The organism is Prosthecobacter debontii (genome assembly GCF_900167535.1).
Taxonomy (GTDB): Bacteria; Verrucomicrobiota; Verrucomicrobiia; order Verrucomicrobiales; family Verrucomicrobiaceae; genus Prosthecobacter; species Prosthecobacter debontii.
The window spans coordinates 1-21,314 of record NZ_FUYE01000003.1 but is presented as its reverse complement, the minus strand read 5'-3'; the positions used below and the strand labels follow the sequence as shown (position 1 = coordinate 21,314).

The window sequence follows — 21,314 nt, the reverse complement described above, 5'->3', positions numbered from 1 at the left end:
TTGAGCCACTTGATGGTCAGGCAGTCAGGGCGTCAATCGTCTCAATTAAGCACCCTCTCTCTTTCCCTCCCGCACCCGCATGTTCCGCAAAGTCCTCGTCGCCAACCGTGGTGAGATCGCCGTCCGCATCATTCGCGCCTGTAAAGAACTTGATGTTAAAACCGTCGCTGTGTATTCCGAGGCAGATGTGGATTCCATGCACGTCCACTTGGCCGATGAAGCCATCTGTATTGGGCCTGGTCCCAGCACGGAAAGCTATCTGAAAATCAGCCGTATCATCAGCGCCGCTGAGATCGCTAACGTGGATGCTATCCACCCTGGTTATGGCTTCCTGTCTGAAAAGGCCGAGTTCGCCGACGTGTGCGAACAGTGCAAAATCAAGTTCATTGGGCCTAGCTCCCGCGTGATCTCCATGATGGGGGACAAGAACGTGGCTCGTGCCACCGCCCGTGCGGCGGGTGTGCCAGTGACTCCAGGCTCTGAAGGTCTCATCACTTCCGAAGAGGAAGCCATCGAGTGGGCACGTAAAATTGGTTATCCTGTGATCATCAAGGCCAGCGCCGGTGGCGGTGGTCGTGGCATGCGTCCGGTGCTCAATGAAGCGACTTTGATTTCCAGTTTCCAAGCTGCTTCTTTGGAAGCTCTGAAGTGCTTCGGTGACGGCTCCATGTACATGGAAAAGCTCGTCGAGAAGCCTCACCACATTGAGTTCCAGGTGGTGGCGGATAGCCATGGCAACGTGGTCCATTTGGGTGAGCGCGACTGTTCCATGCAGCGCCGCAACCAGAAGATCATTGAGGAATGTCCCAGCCCGAAAATGTCCGACAGCCTGCGTAAGCGTATGGGCGACGCCACCGTGAAGATCTGCAAAGAGATCGGTTACGAAAACTGTGGCACCATCGAATACCTCGTGGATAACAAGGGTGAAGATTTCTACTTCATGGAGATGAATACCCGTATCCAGGTTGAGCACCCGATCACGGAAGAAGTTTATGGTTGTGACCTCATCAAGGAGCAGATCCGCATCGCTGCAGGCCTGCCTCTAAGTGAACACGTGTTGAATGCAACCGCACGCGGTCACTCCATCGAGTGCCGTATCAATGCTGAAGACCCGTCCCGTAACTTTGCCCCCAGCCCAGGCCGCATCAATCTGTGGTATACCTCCGGTGGTCGTGGCGTGCGCGTAGACACGCACGTCTATTCCGGTTACGAAGTGCCTCCTTACTATGATTCGATGATCGCCAAGCTCATCGTCACGGGGGCTACGCGAGACATCGCGATTCGTCGCATGCGCCGTGCTTTGGGTGAGTTCGTGGTGGAGGGCATCAAGACCACGATCCCTCTCCAGAGCAAAGTGCTGACCACCAGTGACTTTCAAAACGGCCAGTATGACATCACCTGGGTGGAGAACTTCCTCCGCCAGGAAGGGATGAAAGGGTAAGATGGGCGTGTTAACGATTGTTTGTTCAAGACGTTAACGTTCACAGCAAAGTATTCAAAAAAACGGCGCAGCCCGCTAGGACTGCGCCGTTTGGTTTATGCAGGAATTAACGAATTGTTGGAGTGTCGAAGATTCAGTTAGGTTCGAAGCCACTTTCAGAAAGGGTGACAGTGCCAGTGTGAGTGAAGCCCTGGAATAGGGCGCTGCCATATTTTTGCCGCTGAGTGATCACCCCTCGAAAGCTCCTCTTTAGCCCAGTACCTGGGTCTACAAACCTACCTGAGAATGCCCCAGTGCTTGGTGATATCTTGATCTGCACATTTCCCGGATTTGGACCCGTGGCGACCAATTTATTGTTCGTGGCCCAGATGAAGGTGGCAGAAATCGGGGAACTCAGGTTACCATCTGTGATAGTCACCTTCACTTGACCATTGCTATTGTCCACCTGGAAGACACGAGTTCCAGTGACAGGTTTTCCATAGCGAGACCCTGTTAGATCCACGTCGGCAGTAAAACCAGAAGCATACAAGCCCGATCTCTGAGGGGGCTTGTACCACCGTAGAGTGCTACTGGCCGTCAGGCTGCCGTTGCCTGCCGTGGCAGGATTTTCCAAGGTGACTAGGCCACCCAAGCTGCCACGTTCGCTGAAATTGGCTGGATAGATGCCATTGTAGAGAGGGAAGGTGCCGTCTGCCGCGAGATAAGCTGAGGTGGTAAATGGGCGATTGTCACTCAGTCTGGCAGATACGCGGACCCCTCCGGTCTTGCCTATACTGAAGACCATGTAACCGTTGCCTAACGGCACATTGGGGCCGACGGCGGGATTCAGCACAGCATTGTAGCGGCCGTAGTGTGCAGTCTGGTTAGACTTGATGTTATAGGGGCAGCGTTTCGCTACAGTAGTCGAACTGAAATTATCCACCAGGATCGTGCCTTCCACTGCTCCACGGAAAGGATTGAGATGGAGGCTGATGTTGACTGGCGTAAGCTTGGATCGATTGACATTAACGACCGAATTGCCGGAAGGGTCAAAGGCACCTTTAAAACGATATCTCAGGCCGCCAAGTTGAAGCACGCCGGTGTAAGAGCTGCGTTTGTTGACCTTCAATGTAAGAACACCCGTGTTGCGATTCGTCGGAGTCGTGTTGGAGACAAGACCGTTGTAGATACCGGTGGTGGCTTGGTAGTAGTCCTGGACGTAAACAGTGGCTGTATCACTGAACTCACCATCTGTGATGGTATAGGTGAAGGAATCTGTCCCCCGATAATTACGTCCCGGCGTGTAAACCAACGTGTTGTCGGGACCCGTCGTCACAGTGCCGCTCGTGCCCTGGGTGAATTCTGAGATGGTGAGGGGATCGCCCTCCGCATCGGTGTCGTTGTCCAGCACTGCGACGGAGGTGGCGTTTCCTTGGGGATACATGAAGTCATCCGATGCCACAGGCGCTGTGTTAGGAGTGTTGGGTGGCACTGCCTCTGTAGTGAAAGTGGCATCGCTGCCACGGCTGGTGCCAGCGTTGTTGGTGGCGACGATGCGGAAGTGGTAGAGTGTGTTGGGCGTCAGACCACTGATCGGACCTGGAACTGCCACCGGGCTGTCACCCGCGACGAGGGGAGCGGGGAGCGTGCTGCTACTGTAGGCGGTAGATTTGCCATACTCGAAATAATAGACGGTTAAAGACTGGTTGGGATCGACTGTCCCGTTCAAGGTCGCACTGGTGGTGGTGATGTTCGTGGCCGTGGTGGTGACCGCCTCAGGTGCTTCAGTAGCTGGTAGTGGGAGTGTGTCCACAATGATAGTTACCGTTTCAGTGATCGTCCCAAGGAGGTCATCCACTAAGGCCTGCACAGTATAAGTGGTGCCTGCAAGGAGATCATTCAGATTGACGTCCAGACTGGTTAGACCGGCCACGTCGGTGATCACCTCCGTGTTCACATTTCCGTTTTCATCCTCGTAAACGACAGTCACCGTGCCCGTAAAAAGTTCTGGTAACTCAATGTTCAACTCTGCTGACTCCGTTCCTACCTCCACCGCCACTAGGTCGAGGAGTGGGTCGCCATCGAGTGGCAGAGTTTCAAGAACCGCATCTGCGGTATTGTAGACTGTACCCAAAAGGCCCGTAGCCACTGCGCGGACAGTGTAGGCGGTATCCGGGACAAGGCCTGTGACTTGGATAGGCAGCGTAAGGTCGACCAAGTTGAGTGCATTGACGTTGAGCTTAACGACTTCATTCGTTGTGCCTTCCTCATCGGTGTAGATCAGTTTGACCGTGCCAATAAAGAGAGACGGAAGTTCGACCTTCACCTCGGCTGAATCTGGACCCACATCAACGATGACGAGATCATCAAGCGTTGGATCTGCATGTGCAGGTGGTGGTGACGCTAGTGCGATTAAACTTAATAAGAAAGCGAACAAATATTTCAGTGTGTAAGACTGAACAAGCCCTTGAAGGCAAGGGCTACCATCGACCGAGAGAGGGTCATTTTGAAGTGTTTTCATGATAGGCGAGGGGTAATGTGAATGACAGTACCTAAGCGATCCTGTGATTGTCCTTCGCTTGATGATGTCTGAGTAGACTCACTCAAGATTTTATAATTGTTTTATCCATCAAAATGATCGTATATCACATGATCGCTCCTAAATTGATGGGGATATCATCCGCAAAACCTACAAGCGAGGGGTCATTTCTCCGGCCTATCGTAAGCGACGCGAAATGCAGCGATTCCGAAAGCGGCTTGGTTATGTCCGTTTTCAAGGAGCGGATACCGACGAGAAGAGAGCGACATGACGCTCTTGATAGAAGGCTATCCGCCCACCGTCTCCATGCCAAGGACCTATGGAAGGGGCGTCGTCACTACCGAGATGGGTTGGATGGCTGCACCAGACTTGCTGTGACGTCGGTCGTTTTCTGGATTTGAAACTTGGCGAAATCAAGCGACCCTCGCCGATCCATTTACTGCATTATGTCTGACTTTGACTCCGACGAGGTGAATCCGTATCAGCCTCCGAAGAGTGATGTGAGTCGTCTGCAATCCCCGCGACCCAAACGGCCTGTGGTGTGGTGGCTGGCGCTGATGGTGTTTGTGCTAGGAGCCTTGTCTTGGTCGTTAAGGCAGTGGTTTTTTTGGCAGGAATTCGGCCAGCATTCGATGGGGTGGAATGGTCCGACGGCTCTTTCATTAGGCTGCTACATGGCGGCCTTTGTTTTGATGATCGGAGGTCGCTCTCACTGGAGTCATCGCATCGTGACTTGTTTTATGGTAATTCTCATGGTGGGAAGTTTGTTGCCCCTCTTGACCGAACCCGACTTGGCCCAACGAGTTGGGCCGGGCGTGGGCATAGCGGCACTCGTGGTTCAAGTCGTTAAAATATGGATCTTTGGCGGCTTCATTTTTGGTTTTCCCAGCCGGCGTTATTATGGCCTTGCTTCCAAATCAGAGGCTGCTGAGGCTTAAAAGCGCGATAGAAGGCATCTTTCTATTTGACGAAAGGTCAGGAGCCTCTACAATCGCCGCCCCTCTTCAAACTCATTTCTCTGAATCAGTATGCCCGAAGTCCAAATCCGCAAAGGTGAGCCAGTTGACCGCGCTCTCAAGCGTCTGAAAACCAAGCTCGAGATGGAAGGTATCCTCGAGGAAATGCGCCGTCTGCGCTCCCATGAGAACCCAAAGGAGCGCACCAAGCGCAAAGCCCGTGCTGCCGCTAAGCGGGGTAAGATCCGTTTCCGCTTCACATTGCCAAAGGCACCTGAAGCTGCTTCGGCTCCCGTAGCCTGATTTCTTTCCCGGGCTCGTTGTCTGGATTTCCAACCTCAAAAAGGCTGTCTGCTCGTTCAGGCAGCCTTTTTGTGTTTTTGAGTGGGTCTTAACCTTTTAGAGCTCTTGAATCTGAGCTTGTGAAATTTTTCACAAATTCGCCTTGCCGCTGTTTCTGCGGCGGAGAATAGTCCTTTCCACCCTGATTATGCCTGCCGTAACCCGTGAATACGAGACCCCGGACACCGCCGCGAAGGCTGCGATGCACCTGGACGGGCTTGAAGAGACGACCAATGACATTGTGGGCGAGAAGCTGGTCCTGAATATGGGCCCCTCCCACCCAGCCACTCATGGCGTGCTGCGCATGATCCTAGAGCTGGATGGTGAGATCATCACCAAAGCGGAACCCGACGTCGGTTACCTGCATCGTGGCGATGAAAAGATCGCCGAGAACATGCACTACAACCAGTTCGTGCCTTACACGGACCGTCTGGACTATCTCGCTCCTCTGGCCAATAACGTGGCCTACTCCCTCGCCGTCGAGAAGCTGATGGGCTGGGAAGTGCCTGAGCGTGGCCGAGCCATTCGCGTGATCTGCTGTGAGCTGGCGCGTATCTCGGCTCACTTGCTCGGCGTCGGTGTGTTTGCCATGGACGTGGGTGCCATGACGGTTTTCCTCTACACGTTCACGGAGCGTGAAAAGATCTATAACCTTTGTGAGCAGCTTACGGGTGCTCGTTTCACCACCAGCTACACCCGCGTAGGTGGTCAGATTCGCGACCTTCCAGATGGCTTTGTGGAAGCGGTGCGGAAGTTCCTCAATGAGGTGGAGCCAGTGATCGACGAGATCGATAAGCTGCTCACTCGCAATGCCATCTTCATCGCCCGGACTCAGGATTTGGGCGTGATCAGCAAGGAAGATGCGATCTCTTACGGTCTGACCGGCCCGAACCTGCGTGGTTCCGGTGTGGAGCATGACCTGCGCAAGACCCAGCCGTATCTGGATTATCAGAAGTATGAATTCGATATCCCCATCGGCACCAAGGGCGATTGCTATGATCGCTATCTGGTTCGCATGGAAGAGATGCGCCAGAGCGTGCGCATCCTGCGTCAGGTGATGGATACCCTGCCTGGTGGCCCCATCAATGTGGCGGATGCCAAAGGGCTGCTTCCTAACAAGGAACGGGTGCTCATGAAGATGGAGGAGTTGATCCACCATTTCATCATTGCCACTCAGGGCATCGACGCACCTCCCGGTGAAGTTTATTTCGGTGCGGAAAACCCGAAAGGCGAGCTGGGCTTCTACATCCACAGCAAAGGCGGCGGCGTGCCGTATCGCTTGAAGATTCGTAGCCCCTCCTTCATCAACCTGAGCATCATCTCCAAAATGATGCCCGGACATATGCTCAGCGACATTCCTTCCGTGCTGGGTAGCTTGGACTTTGTGATGGGTGAATGTGACCGCTAAGCCCGGCGGCAGACGAAGCAGAACTTTTTAGAACGACGACGATGGCATTTGCAGTCCCCGCAGAATTGGAAAGCAAGATGGACGAGGTGATTACGCATTACCCTGTGTCCAAGCGCAGTGCCGTGCTTCCTCTGCTTCATCTAATGCAGGAGCATTATCGCTACATCAGCGAGGATATCGTGAACTGGGTGGCCGCAAAGCTGGGGTTGGAGCCTATCCAGGTGCTGGAGGTCGTGACCTTCTATCCAGGCTTCCGCCAGAGTGCCCCAGGTAAATATCATATCCGTGTCTGCCGCACGCTTTCCTGTGCTATGGCGGGTAGTTATGAGCTAATGGATTCCCTCTGCAAAGAGGCTAAAATTGATCGCAGCCATACCGATCACCACCACCCCATCGCGGTGAGTGAAGATGGGAAATACAGCATCGAATTCGCAGAGTGTTTGGCCAGCTGTGGCTTCGGCCCTGTGTGCATGGTGGAGGACGACTTCTTTGAGAAAGTCGATCCGGCCAAAGCTGGTGAACTGCTGGCGAAGTATCAATAAAGGTTACATTGACTGGGAGGGCCCGTTTCCTGTTCGATGGATATCATGCAGGGGTAAAAGCCTCATGATGCTGGCCAGGATTACGTTGAAGCCTGCGATGTTTGCCTGCTTGGGTGAATAGACTTTAGGATATGGGGCTGAAGCTAGGAGTGAACTCGTTCTTGAGTCAATGTATGCAGGGAAAGCCTGCAAGATTCCTCCGCTTGCGCGGTTTCTTCTCCCATCACCATGCCTGACCGCCGTTCCTTCCTGAAAAACGCTGCTCTTGTGGGTAGCTCCATCGCCTTTGCTGGCAGCCCAGCTTTCGCAGCCACTTCGCGCCAGCGGACCAATAAGCTGTGTTTCTTCACCAAGCATCTGCAAGGACTGGGGTATGAAGATATCGCCAGTCTCGCGGTCGAGATGGGAGTGGACGGCGTCGAGTCGCCAATTCGACCCAAGGGTCACATCGAGCCTGAAGCGGTGGAGGTGGAGTTGCCTAAGTACGTGGAAGCGCTGAAGAAACAGGGGCTGGAGCTCACCGTCATGACCTCCGGTATCAATGAAGTCAGTGCCGAGCAACACACGGAAAAAGTCCTGCGCACCGCAGCCGCTCTCGGTGTGAAGCGCTACCGGATGAACTACTTCAAATACGACCTGACCAAGCCCATCTGGCCGCAGTTGCAGGATCTCCGTCCGAAAATCAAAGATCTCGTCCAGCTCAGTTCTGAAATCGGCATCCAACCCCTGTTCCAGAACCACTCAGGCAAGGACTATGTGGCCGCACCGATCTGGGACATGTATTCCATCATGCGGGAGTATGATCCGAAGCAGTTCGGCTTCCTCTTCGATATCTTCCACGCGACTCTTGAGGGCGGCTATTCTTGGCAGACAAACGCCAAACTCACCGAGGACCACTGGGGCGGTGTCTATTTCAAAGACTTCCAGTGGAAAGGCCGCAAAGGCGAAAACTGCCCACTCGGTCAGGGGCAGGTCAGCCCGGACTTCGCTAAGATGCTGGTGAAAAACAATTTCGCCGGTCCTATCTCCCTGCACCTGGAGTATCTGAAGGGGGATGCCACCTCGCCTGCGGTGCTCAAGGAATTCCGTGAGGCTCACCAGCGGGATCTCAAGGTGCTCAAGGAGTGGATGAACTGGGCGTGAGGCATAAATTACTGTCGCGCACGCCCTGTGTCGCCTCCGATGGTTGCGCAATGCAACTCGCTGAGCCATAAGAGGACGCGCGCATGGGCAAGGCCTCCAAAAAGAAACATCGCAACAAGACACTCGAACGCATCAGCCAGTGGCTGGTGTATGCCTTCTTTCGCTGCATCGAAGGCACACTCTGGCTGATGCCTCTGGAGTTGGTCTGGTATGTGGGTCGTGTGGTCGGCACGATTGGTTTTTACGTGGCCGGGAAATACCGTCGTTTGGCGAAGCATAACCTACGCATCGCTTTCGGTCGTGAGAGGGATGAACACTGGATTCACCACACGGCCAAAAAGCATTTCCAATCGCTGTTTTCCAATGTGCTGTGCGGCTTCCGCCTGCCCATGATGACGCAGGCCCAGGTGGAGGCCCGGGTGAAGGTGGAAGGCATGGAGCACACCCGCAAGGCGATGGCGGAGAAGAAACCCATCCTCTACCTCGTCTGCCATCTGAGCTGCTGGGAGATCCTTACTCAGGTGCCGACCCTCTTCGTTTTTGATCGCAAACCGGCTACGGTTTATCAGCCGTTACGCAATCCCTTCCTCAATGACTTGCTCATCCGGCGGCGGCGTAAGCTGGGTTACACGCTTTTCAATCGGCAGGATGGCTTCACCGGGGCGATGAAACACATGAAGGAGGGGGGGTGCCTCGGTGTGCTGGTGGATCAGCATGCGGGGGATCAAGGTCTATGGGCTCCCTTTTTTGATCGTCTGGCCTCGACCACTCCTATCGCCGCCATGATGGCTCAGCGCAGCCATGGCGTGCTGATGCCGATGGCCATTTATGATGATGGTCCAGGCCGCTGGCGCATGGTGTGCAGTGCGCCTGTGGACACCCACGAGGTTAAACAGACTGTGGATGGACTCACCGTTTGGATGAACCGTAGCGTGGAGCAGATGGTGCGCCGCCAACCCGAGAACTGGTTCTGGGTGCATAACCGCTGGAAGCTGCCAAAGCCGCGCTTCCTCCTGCATGATTATAAGCGCGGCATTGCCTTCCCGGCGGATTACGATAAGTCCAAACTTCAGCCCTTTGAGCTGCTGGTGCGGTCGCCTAATTGGTTAGGTGATGCCTGCATGGCCTTCCCGGCTGTGCGTGCCATGAAAGCGGGTCGCCCAGATTGCAAGCTGACCGTGTTTGGCCCTGAAAAACTGCGCGAGCTGTGGGAGTCCCAGCCCGAGGTGGATCGTTACATCGGCAAGGAAAACAAAGAGGGCCTCTTCAGCGTGGCTCGCCGGATCAAAGCCACGGGCATTCGCTTCGATGCTGCCATCCTGCTGACCAATTCCACCCGCAGCACCCTGGAGTTCTGGCTCGCAGGCATCCCACGTCTCGTTGGGTTCAAAGGCTCCCTTCGCTCTCGGTTCCTCACGCAGATCATCAAAGAGCCGAAAAAGGCACCCGGTCCTCCCATGCACCATGCACTGCGCTACCTGCACATTGCGAAGAGCTGCGGGGCGAATGTGGAACCGGAGCTGGCCAAGCTGGAATCACGCGAGCCTCAGGCCGCACGCCCGGTGGCAGGGCCTGGATTGAAGATCGGCATCTGCGCCGGTGCTGAATACGGGCAGGCTAAACGCTGGCCCATGGATCGCTTTGCGGCCGTGATGCAGCAGGTGAGTAGCCTTCATGCCGATGCGGCGTGGACCTTTTACGGCGCTCCAGGGGAGGCCAAAATGGGTGAAGAACTGTCCCTGCTCGTGGGGGGCTCCGTACCGCACACCAATTTGGTGGGTAAAACCAAGCTTTCAGAGCTGATCCAGGAACTGCGTTCCTGCCACCTGCTGGTTACCAATGACACAGGAACTATGCACCTCGCCGCTGCCTTGGGGGTGCCAACCGTCAGCATCTTTGGCTCCACGGAGCCTGTGCTCACTGGACCTTTGGGTTCACAGCACATCGTCATCCGTCACCACGTTCCCTGCAGCCCCTGCTTCAAGCGCGAGTGCCCTTTGGGTCACTACGAGTGCATGACGAAAGTGACGCCTGAACAAGTGGCCGAGGCCGTGGAGAAGCAGTTGGCGGTGGTGGGGTGATGAAGTTCTGAGCTAAAAGTCCTCAGCCATGTAGATCAGGCAGTGCCTCTGTATAAGATCGGAGCTCCATGTTGCGGAGTGTGTTATGATAAGAGATTTGGTGAAGAAATTTTAGAATCTTCTGAAGCTTCGCATCGGAGATGACTGTGCCGTTTTCAAACAACCACTCAGCTAGTTCTCGGAGTTCCTGAGGCCACACATAGCTACCGTTTGGGTCGATGGAGTTTTCTCGTTTTTCAGCGTCGAGATACCATGTGCAGAAAGCCGAGAATTCTTGCTCTGGAAGCTCATCTGAGCAGATTCGGACCTTACAAACTAAAGAGGTTTCGGCATTTTTCAATGCTCGCCACTCTTGATCCCGTTCGATGAAGTAGTCGTGTTTGAGTTGCTGTTGAAATTTCAGGGCTTCGTCATAGCGCTCTTGATCGAAGGCTAGATAAGCAAGGTATTGCAGAGCGTATTGATGGTCCGGTTCGATCTGGACGGCCTTCATTAAGGAACTCTTGCAACGCCAGGACCGATACGAAGACGCACAGGGGTATTCATACCAAGCGATACCCAGTAGATGATGAGCATCGGCCTCATGAGGGAAGCGTCGAACCAACGATTCGGCCAGTGCTATAAGCTCCGTATGAATGGAGGTAGCTCTCTTGATATCAGAGAGCTGAATTTGTAGATTCTCGAATTTAGCGAGTTCTTCGGGGACTGATTGAATAGCACTCACTGACCCAGCCGTAGCTGAACTTGGCGAAGGAATACAATATCTTTGTTTTGAACTCGAAGGGGATCAGTCAGAAACTCGCTCCCCAGCTTCGTTCATCACGTGCTCTGTAGCACCAGTCTCAAGGCATCCAAGCGTGCCCGTGCGGAGCCGATGGCTTCTTCGAGGGCGGTCATCTGGGTTTCGAGGGCGGTGATTTCCTCGGGGCGCACGTGGTCGTTGATTTGGCGCAGGTCTTCCAGGCGATTTTTCTCGGCCTGGAGTTGAGCCTTCATCTTTTCCGTGGCTTCGGCGATCAGCTTGTCCATTTCCGCTTCAGCGAGCTTTTTGGATTTGCTCATCATGGCGGGGAAGATCTTGCGCTTGATACCGGCGTTTTCGAGCAGGCGTGTGGGGCTGCCTTTTTCGATCTTGGCCTGTATGAAGGCGGCGTCATCTCGCCTATCCTTGCTGCTATGATCCACAACGATGCGGATCGGTGTGGAGGACAGGAAGCGATCCACATGCAGGGAGGCGGGGGCGATGCATTCGACCACGAAGTGGGTCTCCAACATCAGACCTTCGCTGCCAGTATTGCGCCAAAGGCCGAAGCTGCTGTTGCCGTTTTCACTGCCTAACAAAAGATCCAGTGCCCCGCGCACGATGGGGTGATCCTGGGTGAGGAAAGCCATGTTCTCGCGAGAGAGTGCACGTGTGCGGTCGAAGCTAGCCAGTAGGCCTTCATCAGGCAGGGCAGGGAACTTATCGGTGGTGAGGTGGGCGGGCATCAGCACATAGCTGCGATTGCCATGCTCCTCCACATGCAGGCCGAAGTGATCGACGAGGCGGATGAAGAACTCTTCGAAGTCGATGTCCGCATCCTGGGCGCGCACGGCTTGGATGACTTCTTCGGCTTGTTCAGGCTTGCAGGAGTTCAGTTCCAAAAGGCGGTCATGCCCGCGCTCCAACTTCTTGGTCACCAGTTTGCGTTGCTCCTGAGACTTCTTGATGAAAGCCTTCAGGTTGGTGGCCTTCATGTCCTTCATGAGCGGGGCCAATTCATCACGGAGAGATTCGACGATCTCGGTGGCTCCATGCAGGTTTTTCTCAAAGGCATTCAAACCTTCGTGATACCAGCGTGCCAGCACTTCTTCAGCGCCGGCTTGGATGTAAGGCACATGGATGTGAATCGTGGAAGTCTGACCGATACGGTCCAGACGACCGATGCGCTGCTCTAGTAACTCGGGATCTTCCGGCAGATCAAACAACACAAGGTGATGCGCGAACTGGAAGTTACGTCCTTCGCTACCGATTTCGGAGCACAGGAGGATGCGAGCACCATCTTCTTCGGCAAAGAAGGCGGCTTGGCGATCCCGCTGCATCAATGTCAGCCCTTCGTGGAAGAGGGCGGAGTGAACGTTGACCTCATGAAGCAGTTTCTCATTGATCTGTTCGGCCAGCTTACGGGTGCGGCAGATGAGCAGGACTTTTTCTTCGCCTAACTCCTTGAGCAATCCGGCCAGCCATTTGACCTTGGCTTCCAGAGGCTCCTCTTTGGCTTTGATGGGCACGAGGTTGGCCTGACGTTCAGGGAAGCCACTCAGCGCAGCACGGGTGTTGCGGAACATCACACGGCCGGTGCCGAATTCATCGAGAAGCGAGGAGATCAGTTTTTCGCGCGCCCCATCCTCACCCGATTTCATAGCGGCGAGCTGTTCCTTCAGGTGCGGAGATTTTTTGATGAAGAGCTTTTCATCCGCGGCCGTGAGGTTCTTGCCCGAAGCAAGACGATCCATGGCCTTGGCGACCTCTTCGTAGTGCTCGGACTCGGCGAGGAACTGGCTCAGATCCGCATAGCGATTGGAGTCCAGCAAACGCAAACGAGCGAAGTGACCTTCTGGCCCAAGCTGCTGAGGTGTGGCGGTCAGCAGGAGCAAACCAGGAATCTTAGACGCGAGCCGATCCACCAGAGCGTAGGAGTCGCTCGGCGCTTCGGGGCTCCATTCCAGGTGGTGAGCTTCATCCACAATGAGCAGATCCCAGCCTGCGGCTTCGGCTTGCTCCGCACGGTTTGGAGAACCAGCCAGGAAACTGGTGCTGCAAAGGATGAGCTGACTTTCCAGGAAGGGGTTGATGCCTTCTTCCTCGGTTTCGAGGACATCGCAGCGGTTCTCGTCATAGATCGAGAAGGTGAGATGGAAGCGGCGATAGAGCTCGACGAACCACTGATTCACCAGCGGCTCTGGCACGAGGATGAGCACACGCTCCGCACGCCCTGTGAGATGCAGGCGATGCAGGATCAAGCTGGCCTCGATGGTTTTTCCCAGACCCACTTCATCCGCCAGCAACACGCGCGGCACCATGCGGCCCGCCACTTCGTTGGCGATGTACATCTGGTGCGGTAGCAGATCCACACGGCCTCCGCAGAAACCACGCACGGTGGATTGACGCATATCGGCGCGGCGTTTCATCGCCTCGACCCGTAGGTCAAAGGTGCGCAGATCATCAATCTGCCCAGCCATGAGGCGGTCCTCAGGTTTGCTGAAGCTGATGGTATCGGAGAGCTCGGCCTCACTGACTTCACGGCTCGCGCCCAGGTAAAAAAGCATGCCTTTGCGCTCTTCCACCGTCTCCACTTCCAGGGATTTGCCATCGTGGGTCTTGACGGTATCACCGGCTTGAAAACGCACACGTCGTAGGGGGGCAGTTTTCATGGCGAACTGGCGGTGTTCACCGGCGGCTGGGAAAAAGATTTCCACGCGGGCGAATTCAGCTTTCATGACCACACCGAGCCCAAGTTCAGGCTCGCTATCGCTGACCCAGCGTTGTCCAGGAAGAGGTTGTTCCATTGCAGAAGTAAAAGGGGGGCAGCGATGGTAGGGGCAACACGGCGGAGTGCAAGAAGGTTTACGTTTTCCCTGGGGGAACTGGCTGTTCTTGACCGCTCATCTTTGTGCAACCGCTTGCCCTGAAGCCACAGCAGGCGTAACACTGTCATCCTCCTTTTTCCCATTGTGAAGCCCTACTACATCACCACCGCCATCGACTACACGAATGCGCCGCCGCACATCGGCCACGCCTATGAAAAAGTGTTGGCGGACGTGATGGCTCGCTTTCAGCGGCTGAACGGCCGAGAGGTGTATTTCCTGACGGGTGTGGACCAGCATGGGCAGAAGGTGCAGAAGAGCGCCGATAAAGCTGGGCTTACGCCTCAGGCTTTCGTGGATGGTGTCACCGAGCATTTCCTAGCGCTTTGGGATAAACTCAATGTTCGTTATGACGGCTGGGCTGCCACGACAGATCCCACGCACAAGAAAGTGGTGCAGGCGATGCTGCAAAAGCTGCACGATTGCGGGCAGCTCTACAAACAAGCTTACACGGGCTTCTACAGCGTGCGTCAGGAACAGTTCCTCACCGACAAGGAACGCGGTGCTGATGGCAGTTTCGGTGAGGAGTGGGGTGAGGTGGTCGAACTCCAGGAGGAGAATTGGTATTTTCGCCTGAGTGATCACGTGGAGTGGCTGAAGAATTACATCAAGACCCACCCCGATTTCATCTTCCCGACTCACCGTGCAAGCGCGGTGCTGAATGCGCTGGAAGGCACTCCACAAGACCTGTGCATCAGCCGTCCGATTGAGCGCCTGAGCTGGGGCATTCCGTTGCCCTTCGATGAACGATTTGTGAACTATGTCTGGTTCGACGCCCTAACCAACTACATCAGCTTCGCCGGTTATCTTGCCGATGAATGCGGCAACACGGACCTGCCTGATTTCAGCAAGCTCTGGCCATCTGAGGCTCACGTCATTGGCAAGGACATCCTGGTGCCTGCTCATGCCGTTTACTGGCCGATCATGCTGCATGCGCTTGGATTCAGCGATGACCAGATCCCTCGCCTGATCGTCCACGGCTGGTGGAACGTTAAAGGAGCGAAGATGAGCAAGAGCTTGGGCAATGTCATTGATCCCAATGTGCTCGCCGGCACCTTCACGCCCGATGGGCTGCGCTATTACCTGATGCGCGATATCGCCACGGGCTACGACAGCGACTTCAGTGATGAGCGCATCATCATGTCGTATAACAAAGAGCTCGCCGGTGGCCTGGGCAACCTGCTCAACCGCAGCATCAACATGGCGCAGAAATATCGCAGTGGCGTGCTGACCCCTGGTAGCTACGACGATGCGGAGAATGCAGCTCTGCGACAGACGGTGGCGGAGGCTCTGCCTGCCTACCTGGAAAGCATGGAAGGCTGGGGCATCCACGATGGCATCGCTGCCGCGTGGAAGATCGTTACGGCCGCCAATGCCTATGTGGATAGCACGAAGCCTTTCTCTCTGGCGAAAGACCCTGAGCAGGCGGCCCGCCTGGACAGCGTGCTCTATCATCTGGCCGAGTCCTGGGTGCACATCAGCGTGCTGCTGAATCCGATCATGCCGACCGCCATGGCCACCGCCCGTGCCCAAATCGGCTGGGAGATGCCCGAAGCTTTCCAACTGAGTGATCTGAAGTGGGGCATGCTGAAGGACGGTCATCAACTGGGTGCGCCGGTGCCGCTATTCCCACGTTTGGAGATCGCCACTGCGGAGTAATTCCATGCTCCAGCTCGACTTTGCCAGCATCCTCACGGTCGTCCTGCCCGTCTATCTCACGATGGCGACGGGAGCGGCGGTGCGGAAGTTAGGCATCCTACCGGCGGAGGCTGATGCTGGGATGATGCGCTTGGCCGTCAAGGTTTTGACCCCCTGCCTCATCCTGGAGCGGGTGGTGGGCAATGAAGCGGTGATGAAACCTGGGCCGGTGCTCATTGCAGCAGGTCTGGGTTATGCGCTCGTGGCTTTGGGGATTGCCATCTCATATTTTGCCGCGCCGCTCATCGGCCTGCAAAAGCATGAAGGACGCCGCACGTTTGCGGTCACCTGCGGCATGCAGAACTATGGCTTTGTGGCGATCCCCATCGTGACCGCGCTTTTCCCTGAAAATGGCACATTGGGGGTGATGTTTACCTTTACCCTTGGGGTGGAAATGGCCTGCTGGACAGCTGGGGTGGGTTTGCTGACCGGTTTGGGCAATGCCCCGTGGAAACTGGCGATCAATCCGCCGGTGATCACGATTTTGACCTCGCTGCTGCTGAATTTCACGGGTCTGCACGTCTATATCCCCCAAGTGATCCACAATACCCTGGGCATGATGGGGGCCTGTGCGGTGCCGCTCGCGGTGATGATCATTGGGGCTTCCATTGCCGATATCTGGGGGCAGGAGCGCATGCGCTGGTCCGTGGCGATTCTGGCACCCATTTTACGTCAATTCATCCTTCCTCTCGGTTTTTTGGCAGCGGCGTTTTACTTGCCTCTGGAGGTGGAACTGAAGCGCATCCTCATCGTCCAGGGAGCCATGCCGAGTGCGGTTTTCACCATCATGATCGCCCGGCATTATGGAGGGCATGCTCCGACCGCCGTGCAGTGCGTCATCGCCACCACGGTGGTGAGCTTGGTCACTGCACCGTTACTCATTGCCTGGGCGCTGAAGGTGGTGGGCGTGTAGGGAAGGGGGCGTGTAGGGAAGGGGGCGTGTGGGTGTGAACCGAGTCAAATGTGTTGGATAGGGCTAGTCGCGGAGCGGCTTGCGATACCTTGGTGAGGAGGGCTTCTCCTCATCCACTAACCAACAACCTTTATGAAAACCCACATGAAACGCCCGCGTGAGTCGGGCAAGCTGGGCTGGATTTTTCTCTGGCTGATCGGCATCCCTATCCCCGTGCTTCTGGTTCTGTTCCTCCTGCGCGGCTGCACCTGATGTAGCGGCTCTTTTTGAGTCCATGCCGACCTCTCGGCGGTGAGATTGGGAAAAGAGCCGGGATGCCTGAGAATCTGCGCTGGGCCGAGGATGGGATTCAGTCTCTTGTTGAACTCCCTCCCCCCCTGCGCTTCTCTGCGCGTATCCTTTCTCCCCCAATCTCACACACATGAACTACGACCTCATCGTCATCGGCGGCGGGCCTGCGGGCTACGTCGGAGCCATTCGCGCAGCACAACTCGGTAAAAAAGTGGCATGTGTGGAAAATGACCGTGCAGGCGGCACCTGCTTGAACTGGGGCTGTATCCCCACCAAAGCCCTGCTGAAGAACGCCGAGCTGTATCACACCATCTCCCATCGTGCCGATGAGTTCGGTCTCAAGGTGGAAGGTCTGAGCTACGACTGGTCCAAGGTGATCGGCCGCAGCCGTGGCGTCTCCGATAAGCTCAACAAGGGCATCGAGTTCCTCTTCAAAAAGAACAAGGTGGACTACCTCAAAGGAACTGCCAGCATCCCTGCTGCCGGTAAAGTGGAAGTGACCGCTGCCGATGGTGCCAAGACCACCTACGACACCGCGAACATCCTGATCGCTACGGGTGCCAAGAGCCGCGACATGCCCGGCTTCCCCTTCAACGGCAACACCGTCATCGGGAGCCGTGAGGCCCTGACGCTGGAGAAACAGCCGAAGAGCGTGATCGTCATCGGCGCGGGTGCCATCGGCATCGAGTTCGCTTACTTCTTCAATGCCTACGGCACCAAAGTGACCGTGGTGGAAATGCTGCCCGACATCCTGCCGGTGGAAGACACCGAGGTCAGCAAGACCCTGGAAAAGAGCCTGACCAAGGCGGGCATCCGTATCCTGACCAATACGAAGGTCACGGGCACCTCCGAGGACGGTAACGGTGTCAAGATCACCGTGGAAGGCGCTGCCAATGAGACGCTCGAGGCAGACATCGCCCTCGTCGCCATCGGCGTGAAGCCCGTGCTGCCCGGCGGCATCGAGCTGAAACTGACCGAGCGCGGCTGGCTACAGACCGACGACACTTACCAGACCAGCGTCAAAGGCATCTACGGTGCCGGTGACATCATCGGGCCACCTTGGCTCGCCCACGTCGCCAGCTATGAGGCCGTCCAGTGTGTCGAAGGAATGTTCACCAAGCACAAGCCGAAGAAAGTCGGCGTGTTCCCAGGTTGCACCTACTGTCATCCTCAGGTCGCCAGCATCGGTCTGACCGAGCGTGCCGCGAAGGAAAAAGGCCTCAAGTTCAAGGTCGGCAAGTTCCCCTACGTCGCCAGTGGCAAGGCCCTCGCCGCCGCCGAGCCGGAAGGTTTCGTCAAAATCCTTTACGGTGAGCCTCATGGTGAGATCATCGGCGCCCACATCATCGGTAGCGAAAGCACCGAGATGATCGCCGAGATCGGTCTGGCCATGAATCTGGAAGCCACCTGGGACGAGATCGAAGCCACCATCCACGCTCACCCCACGCTGAGCGAGATGGTCAAAGAAGCCACCGAAGTGGCCAAGGGGCATCCGATCCACGTGTAAAATCTGGGAGCTTGCAGTGACTGCGGGCTCCCTGTTTTTTTTCCTTTAAAGCCAGTAAATTTCGATTTACTGGCTTTTTGCTATCCAGACCATGACTTTTCGATATGGCAGCAGCGGTCACAATCGCGGACTCCTCGAATTGATTGTATTGACGTTTGAGGGATGGTGCTATGTCATATCACCTCAGTTTCGTCGGAAGAAGCACCAGGAATGGCGCAAAACCGGCGGGGCTAAGGCTGTGTTCTACGGAGTGGCTTCTCGCCTCTTAGGATTTGGATTTTCTCTCCTGATGCCAGCCATTGTATGGTTTTCGCAGCGTGACTAACCCAGCGCCATGAGGTGCCAAATGCCAGCCTTCCTCCAGCTCTGCGTGACCTTGCCCATCGTCTTCATGATGGCGGGGTGTGCGGCGCTGATTGACCATCAGCTAGCCGCCTATCACTCGAAAAAACCGCGCGTTTACGGAGCTTCGTCTTTGCCTGTGACCGTGACGGTCCAGGCAGGGTTCTTGCGTCCGGGCACCTATCATCTGCCGCAGGGCACCACGCCGGGTGATCTACTTGAAAAAGCCCAACTGGCCGATGTTGTCGTTGAGATAGGTCTAACTAACAAGAAGTGTGGCATTTATCTGGAGCAGATACAGGGCGGCAAGCTCATTGCTTGGCTCAGTCTTGGCTGGCCTTCGGAAGAATACCTGCGACGACCTCTGGCCGATGGCGCCATCGTAGCGGTCGCAGACCACCAGAAATGGCATTTGTGAAATGCTGTTATCGGCATGGAAGAGGTGGGGCACGGAAGCCTGACTCACGCATCGCTGTCACCTTGGCCCGCCGTTTTTCTCTGGCGGCTGTGTCCGAAAGAAACGCATAACGCGCACCTTGAGGGACACGGGACGGATAGAGATAGCTTGCTTGGAGAAGTCGCAACCGCGTCTTAGTTCCAGGCTCGTCCTCAAGACAATCTTCATACCCGTATCCCGGCAACCCAGCAAGGATCACAGGTTTTCGCATTTGCTGTGCGCGGGCCACGGTCATTTCAAGTAGCCAGAAAAAGTGGTGTGCATGAATGTTCTCAAACGACAGATCTTTGTCGGCGACGGGCAAATCAAAGGAGCGAGATTCACCAGCAAATTGCTTTGTTGTGTTTTCGCCCGCCTGGAGCTGTGGCTCAAACACTGCATATGCTGAGGCGCAGCTCTCTTCTGTTTTGCCATGTGCAAGCACGTGCTAGAGCAGGCTAGCCGCAACGGGAAAGGGACTCCATGATGGAGCCATGGTTAGAGGAGCTGTGGGCATCACGTACTTAGCCGTGAGAAGACAGCGCCTTTGGGTTTACCACCCTGTGTCAGCCTGATCTTCAACAGTCATCAACCTGCTGAATTGGTCCGTGAAAAACTTGGCCGTCAGATGCTTCTGGGGTGGCTGCTTTTTCAAAACCCCGATCAGATAGCAAAATGGATATTCAGTTTCAGCGCATAGTTCTTGAAAAGAATAGATGGTTTGGAATGTGTTATGAAGAGATTAACCTGGGCTAATGAATGGCGTAAATACCAGCTCTCATAAAAATCTCGCAGTGCTTGAGGTTGGTATTCTATAACGATTTTTGTGATCGCTGATTACAATCGCCATCAACTCATCAAGGCCGTGCTTCTGGCATTTGTCGGCTTGCTTTGCTACGGAATCGCGTGGCTATTTTTTAGCTACGGGCTCCGCTTCGTTTTCTACAGCTTTAAGTTTGACGTCAGTTTTGTGTCTGGGAGTGTCATCGTTGCATTGGGGGCTATCAGTTGGAGTGGTTATCGGCACTGGCGGAATGGAGATGGGTTCAAAAGCTATCTGGAGTCATCCCTTTTCCACGATTTAGGAGAGGATTCAGCTCACGCAGTGATGATGGATTGCTATGCGCGTCGAGTGACTGGGCCGGCCTATGTTTTGAGCCAAATTTTTCTCGGAGGTCCATTGCTGTTACTGCGAGCCTGGAAACACTTCGTGCAGCGTCTCCCGGATTCATCGCAGATGGAGAGGCGACTGACTGACACGCTTAAGGTCCTGCAGGCGGCTGGGAAATGGCAATCGATCCAGGAGTATCCAGATCTTAGACAGGAGATTCTCATGTTGGCTCAAATGCAGAAAATCGACTTCAGTGCTCACAAGGGAGTGCCGAGAATCAAAGCAACCGCCAACGACCATGGAGTTTAATCTTTCGTTCAGACGTCTAATGTTGTTAGCGGCTCTTTTGGGAGGCTTCGCCTTCTTGGGGGTCTTTTCGAAACCCGAATTGCCGCAGGGTTCGCCTTATGGTACAGGGCGTGTCCAAAAAGCCTGGGTTTATTGCATGTTGCTGGTGACCCTTGGGGCAGCATCAGCGTCTGTGGTCGATCATTATGCGGGGACGATGGAACCCCTGAATTTGAGGCCCATTTATATCCTGCTGGGTGTTGGGCTTATGATCGCGGGTGTGGTATGGAGCCGGTCATTGAAGCAGTCGGTGGAGCAACCGCTTGGAGGAGTCGGCAGACCGCCAACTCAATCCACAAACGGCTGATTACGTTTTAGAGCATATTAAATAATTCTATAGCGTAACAAGAGGGAGTGTGAGATAGTCTGAGCATGGCCACTCTTTCTCTGGATTTACGTGAACGTATCGTCAAAGCCTATGATCAAGGCGAGGGCACTCAACCCGAGATCGCTCGCCGCTTCGATGTGTCTTTAGGCATGGTCAAAAAGCTTCTTCAGCAGCGCCGCAAGACCGGTTGTATCAAAGCACGTCATCATCGCGCCGGACGCAAGAAAACCATTGTCGCCGAGCATCGCATCGCCATCCGCCAGCATCTCAAGGCCAAGCCTG

The 21,314-nt window shown here is 55.2% G+C and carries 17 protein-coding genes; 13 read left to right on the top strand and 4 right to left on the bottom strand.

Features of this window, described 5'->3' with window-relative positions:
• The first annotated feature begins 79 nt into the window (after positions 1-79).
• On the top strand, positions 80-1,441 hold the full coding sequence (accC, locus tag B5D61_RS04880) for an acetyl-CoA carboxylase biotin carboxylase subunit (protein ID WP_078812199.1): 1,362 nt from the start codon (positions 80-82) through the stop codon (positions 1,439-1,441).
• Between the two features lie 133 nt (positions 1,442-1,574).
• Here accC and B5D61_RS04875 read toward each other — a convergent pair whose 3' ends face one another.
• A complete protein-coding gene (locus tag B5D61_RS04875) occupies positions 1,575-3,941 on the bottom strand; it encodes an Ig-like domain-containing protein (protein WP_078812198.1) in 2,367 nt (788 codons plus the stop codon).
• A gap of 464 nt (positions 3,942-4,405) precedes the next feature.
• On the opposite strand from B5D61_RS04875, the gene B5D61_RS04865 reads away from it, so the two are divergent.
• The 6 genes from B5D61_RS04865 (at position 4,406) to waaF (ending at position 10,431) form a co-directional block, all read left to right on the top strand.
• On the top strand, positions 4,406-4,897 hold the full coding sequence (locus B5D61_RS04865) for a hypothetical protein (RefSeq protein ID WP_078812196.1): 492 nt from the start codon (positions 4,406-4,408) through the stop codon (positions 4,895-4,897).
• 90 nt (positions 4,898-4,987) lie between these two features.
• Entirely contained in the window at positions 4,988-5,218 is a 231-nt protein-coding gene (rpsU, locus tag B5D61_RS04860; protein ID WP_078812195.1) for a 30S ribosomal protein S21, read from the top strand.
• Positions 5,219-5,405: 187 nt separating this feature from the next.
• Positions 5,406-6,665: an NADH dehydrogenase (quinone) subunit D gene (nuoD, locus tag B5D61_RS04855; RefSeq protein ID WP_078812194.1), complete on the top strand. Its 1,260-nt coding sequence runs from the start codon at positions 5,406-5,408 to the stop codon at positions 6,663-6,665.
• A 41-nt stretch (positions 6,666-6,706) separates the two neighbouring features.
• Positions 6,707-7,207, top strand: a complete 501-nt coding sequence (locus B5D61_RS04850; protein ID WP_078812193.1) for an NADH-quinone oxidoreductase subunit NuoE family protein — start codon at positions 6,707-6,709, stop codon at positions 7,205-7,207.
• 228 nt (positions 7,208-7,435) lie between these two features.
• Positions 7,436-8,350, top strand: a complete 915-nt coding sequence (locus B5D61_RS04845; RefSeq protein WP_078812192.1) for a sugar phosphate isomerase/epimerase family protein — start codon at positions 7,436-7,438, stop codon at positions 8,348-8,350.
• 83 nt (positions 8,351-8,433) lie between these two features.
• Positions 8,434-10,431, top strand: coding sequence for a lipopolysaccharide heptosyltransferase II (waaF, locus tag B5D61_RS04840; protein WP_078812191.1), 1,998 nt, complete (start codon positions 8,434-8,436; stop codon positions 10,429-10,431).
• Between the two features lie 22 nt (positions 10,432-10,453).
• Here waaF and B5D61_RS04835 read toward each other — a convergent pair whose 3' ends face one another.
• Together B5D61_RS04835 and rapA are read right to left on the bottom strand one after the other, a co-directional pair.
• Positions 10,454-11,155: a hypothetical protein gene (locus B5D61_RS04835; protein ID WP_176159228.1), complete on the bottom strand. Its 702-nt coding sequence runs from the start codon at positions 11,153-11,155 to the stop codon at positions 10,454-10,456.
• 95 nt (positions 11,156-11,250) lie between these two features.
• A complete protein-coding gene (gene rapA / locus B5D61_RS04830; RefSeq protein WP_078812189.1) occupies positions 11,251-13,980 on the bottom strand; it encodes an RNA polymerase-associated protein RapA in 2,730 nt (909 codons plus the stop codon).
• A 165-nt stretch (positions 13,981-14,145) separates the two neighbouring features.
• Here rapA and B5D61_RS04825 point away from each other — a divergent pair, with 165 nt between their 5' ends.
• The 4 genes from B5D61_RS04825 (at position 14,146) to B5D61_RS04810 (ending at position 19,227) form a co-directional block, all read left to right on the top strand.
• Entirely contained in the window at positions 14,146-15,717 is a 1,572-nt protein-coding gene (locus B5D61_RS04825) for a class I tRNA ligase family protein (protein ID WP_245846471.1), read from the top strand.
• Between the two features lie 4 nt (positions 15,718-15,721).
• A complete protein-coding gene (locus B5D61_RS04820; RefSeq protein ID WP_078812187.1) occupies positions 15,722-16,669 on the top strand; it encodes an AEC family transporter in 948 nt (315 codons plus the stop codon).
• Positions 16,670-17,090: 421 nt separating this feature from the next.
• Positions 17,091-18,467 carry a dihydrolipoyl dehydrogenase gene (lpdA, locus tag B5D61_RS04815; RefSeq protein ID WP_078812186.1) on the top strand — a complete coding sequence of 459 codons (1,377 nt, stop codon included), beginning with the start codon at positions 17,091-17,093 and terminating at the stop codon, positions 18,465-18,467.
• A 346-nt stretch (positions 18,468-18,813) separates the two neighbouring features.
• The gene (locus B5D61_RS04810) at positions 18,814-19,227 is read left to right on the top strand and encodes a hypothetical protein (protein WP_078812185.1); all 414 of its coding nucleotides are present in this window, start codon (positions 18,814-18,816) and stop codon (positions 19,225-19,227) included.
• 7 nt (positions 19,228-19,234) lie between these two features.
• Here B5D61_RS04810 and B5D61_RS04805 read toward each other — a convergent pair whose 3' ends face one another.
• Positions 19,235-19,690 carry a hypothetical protein gene (locus B5D61_RS04805; protein WP_139373070.1) on the bottom strand — a complete coding sequence of 152 codons (456 nt, stop codon included), beginning with the start codon at positions 19,688-19,690 and terminating at the stop codon, positions 19,235-19,237.
• A 381-nt stretch (positions 19,691-20,071) separates the two neighbouring features.
• Between B5D61_RS04805 and B5D61_RS04800 the strand changes: the two genes are divergently transcribed.
• Positions 20,072-20,665 (top strand): hypothetical protein, encoded by a 594-nt coding sequence (locus B5D61_RS04800; RefSeq protein WP_078812183.1) that lies wholly within the window; start codon positions 20,072-20,074, stop codon positions 20,663-20,665.
• Positions 20,666-21,076: 411 nt separating this feature from the next.
• Positions 21,077-21,314 (top strand): helix-turn-helix domain-containing protein (locus B5D61_RS04790; protein WP_139373069.1); only part of this gene is annotated, 238 nt, incomplete at its 3' end.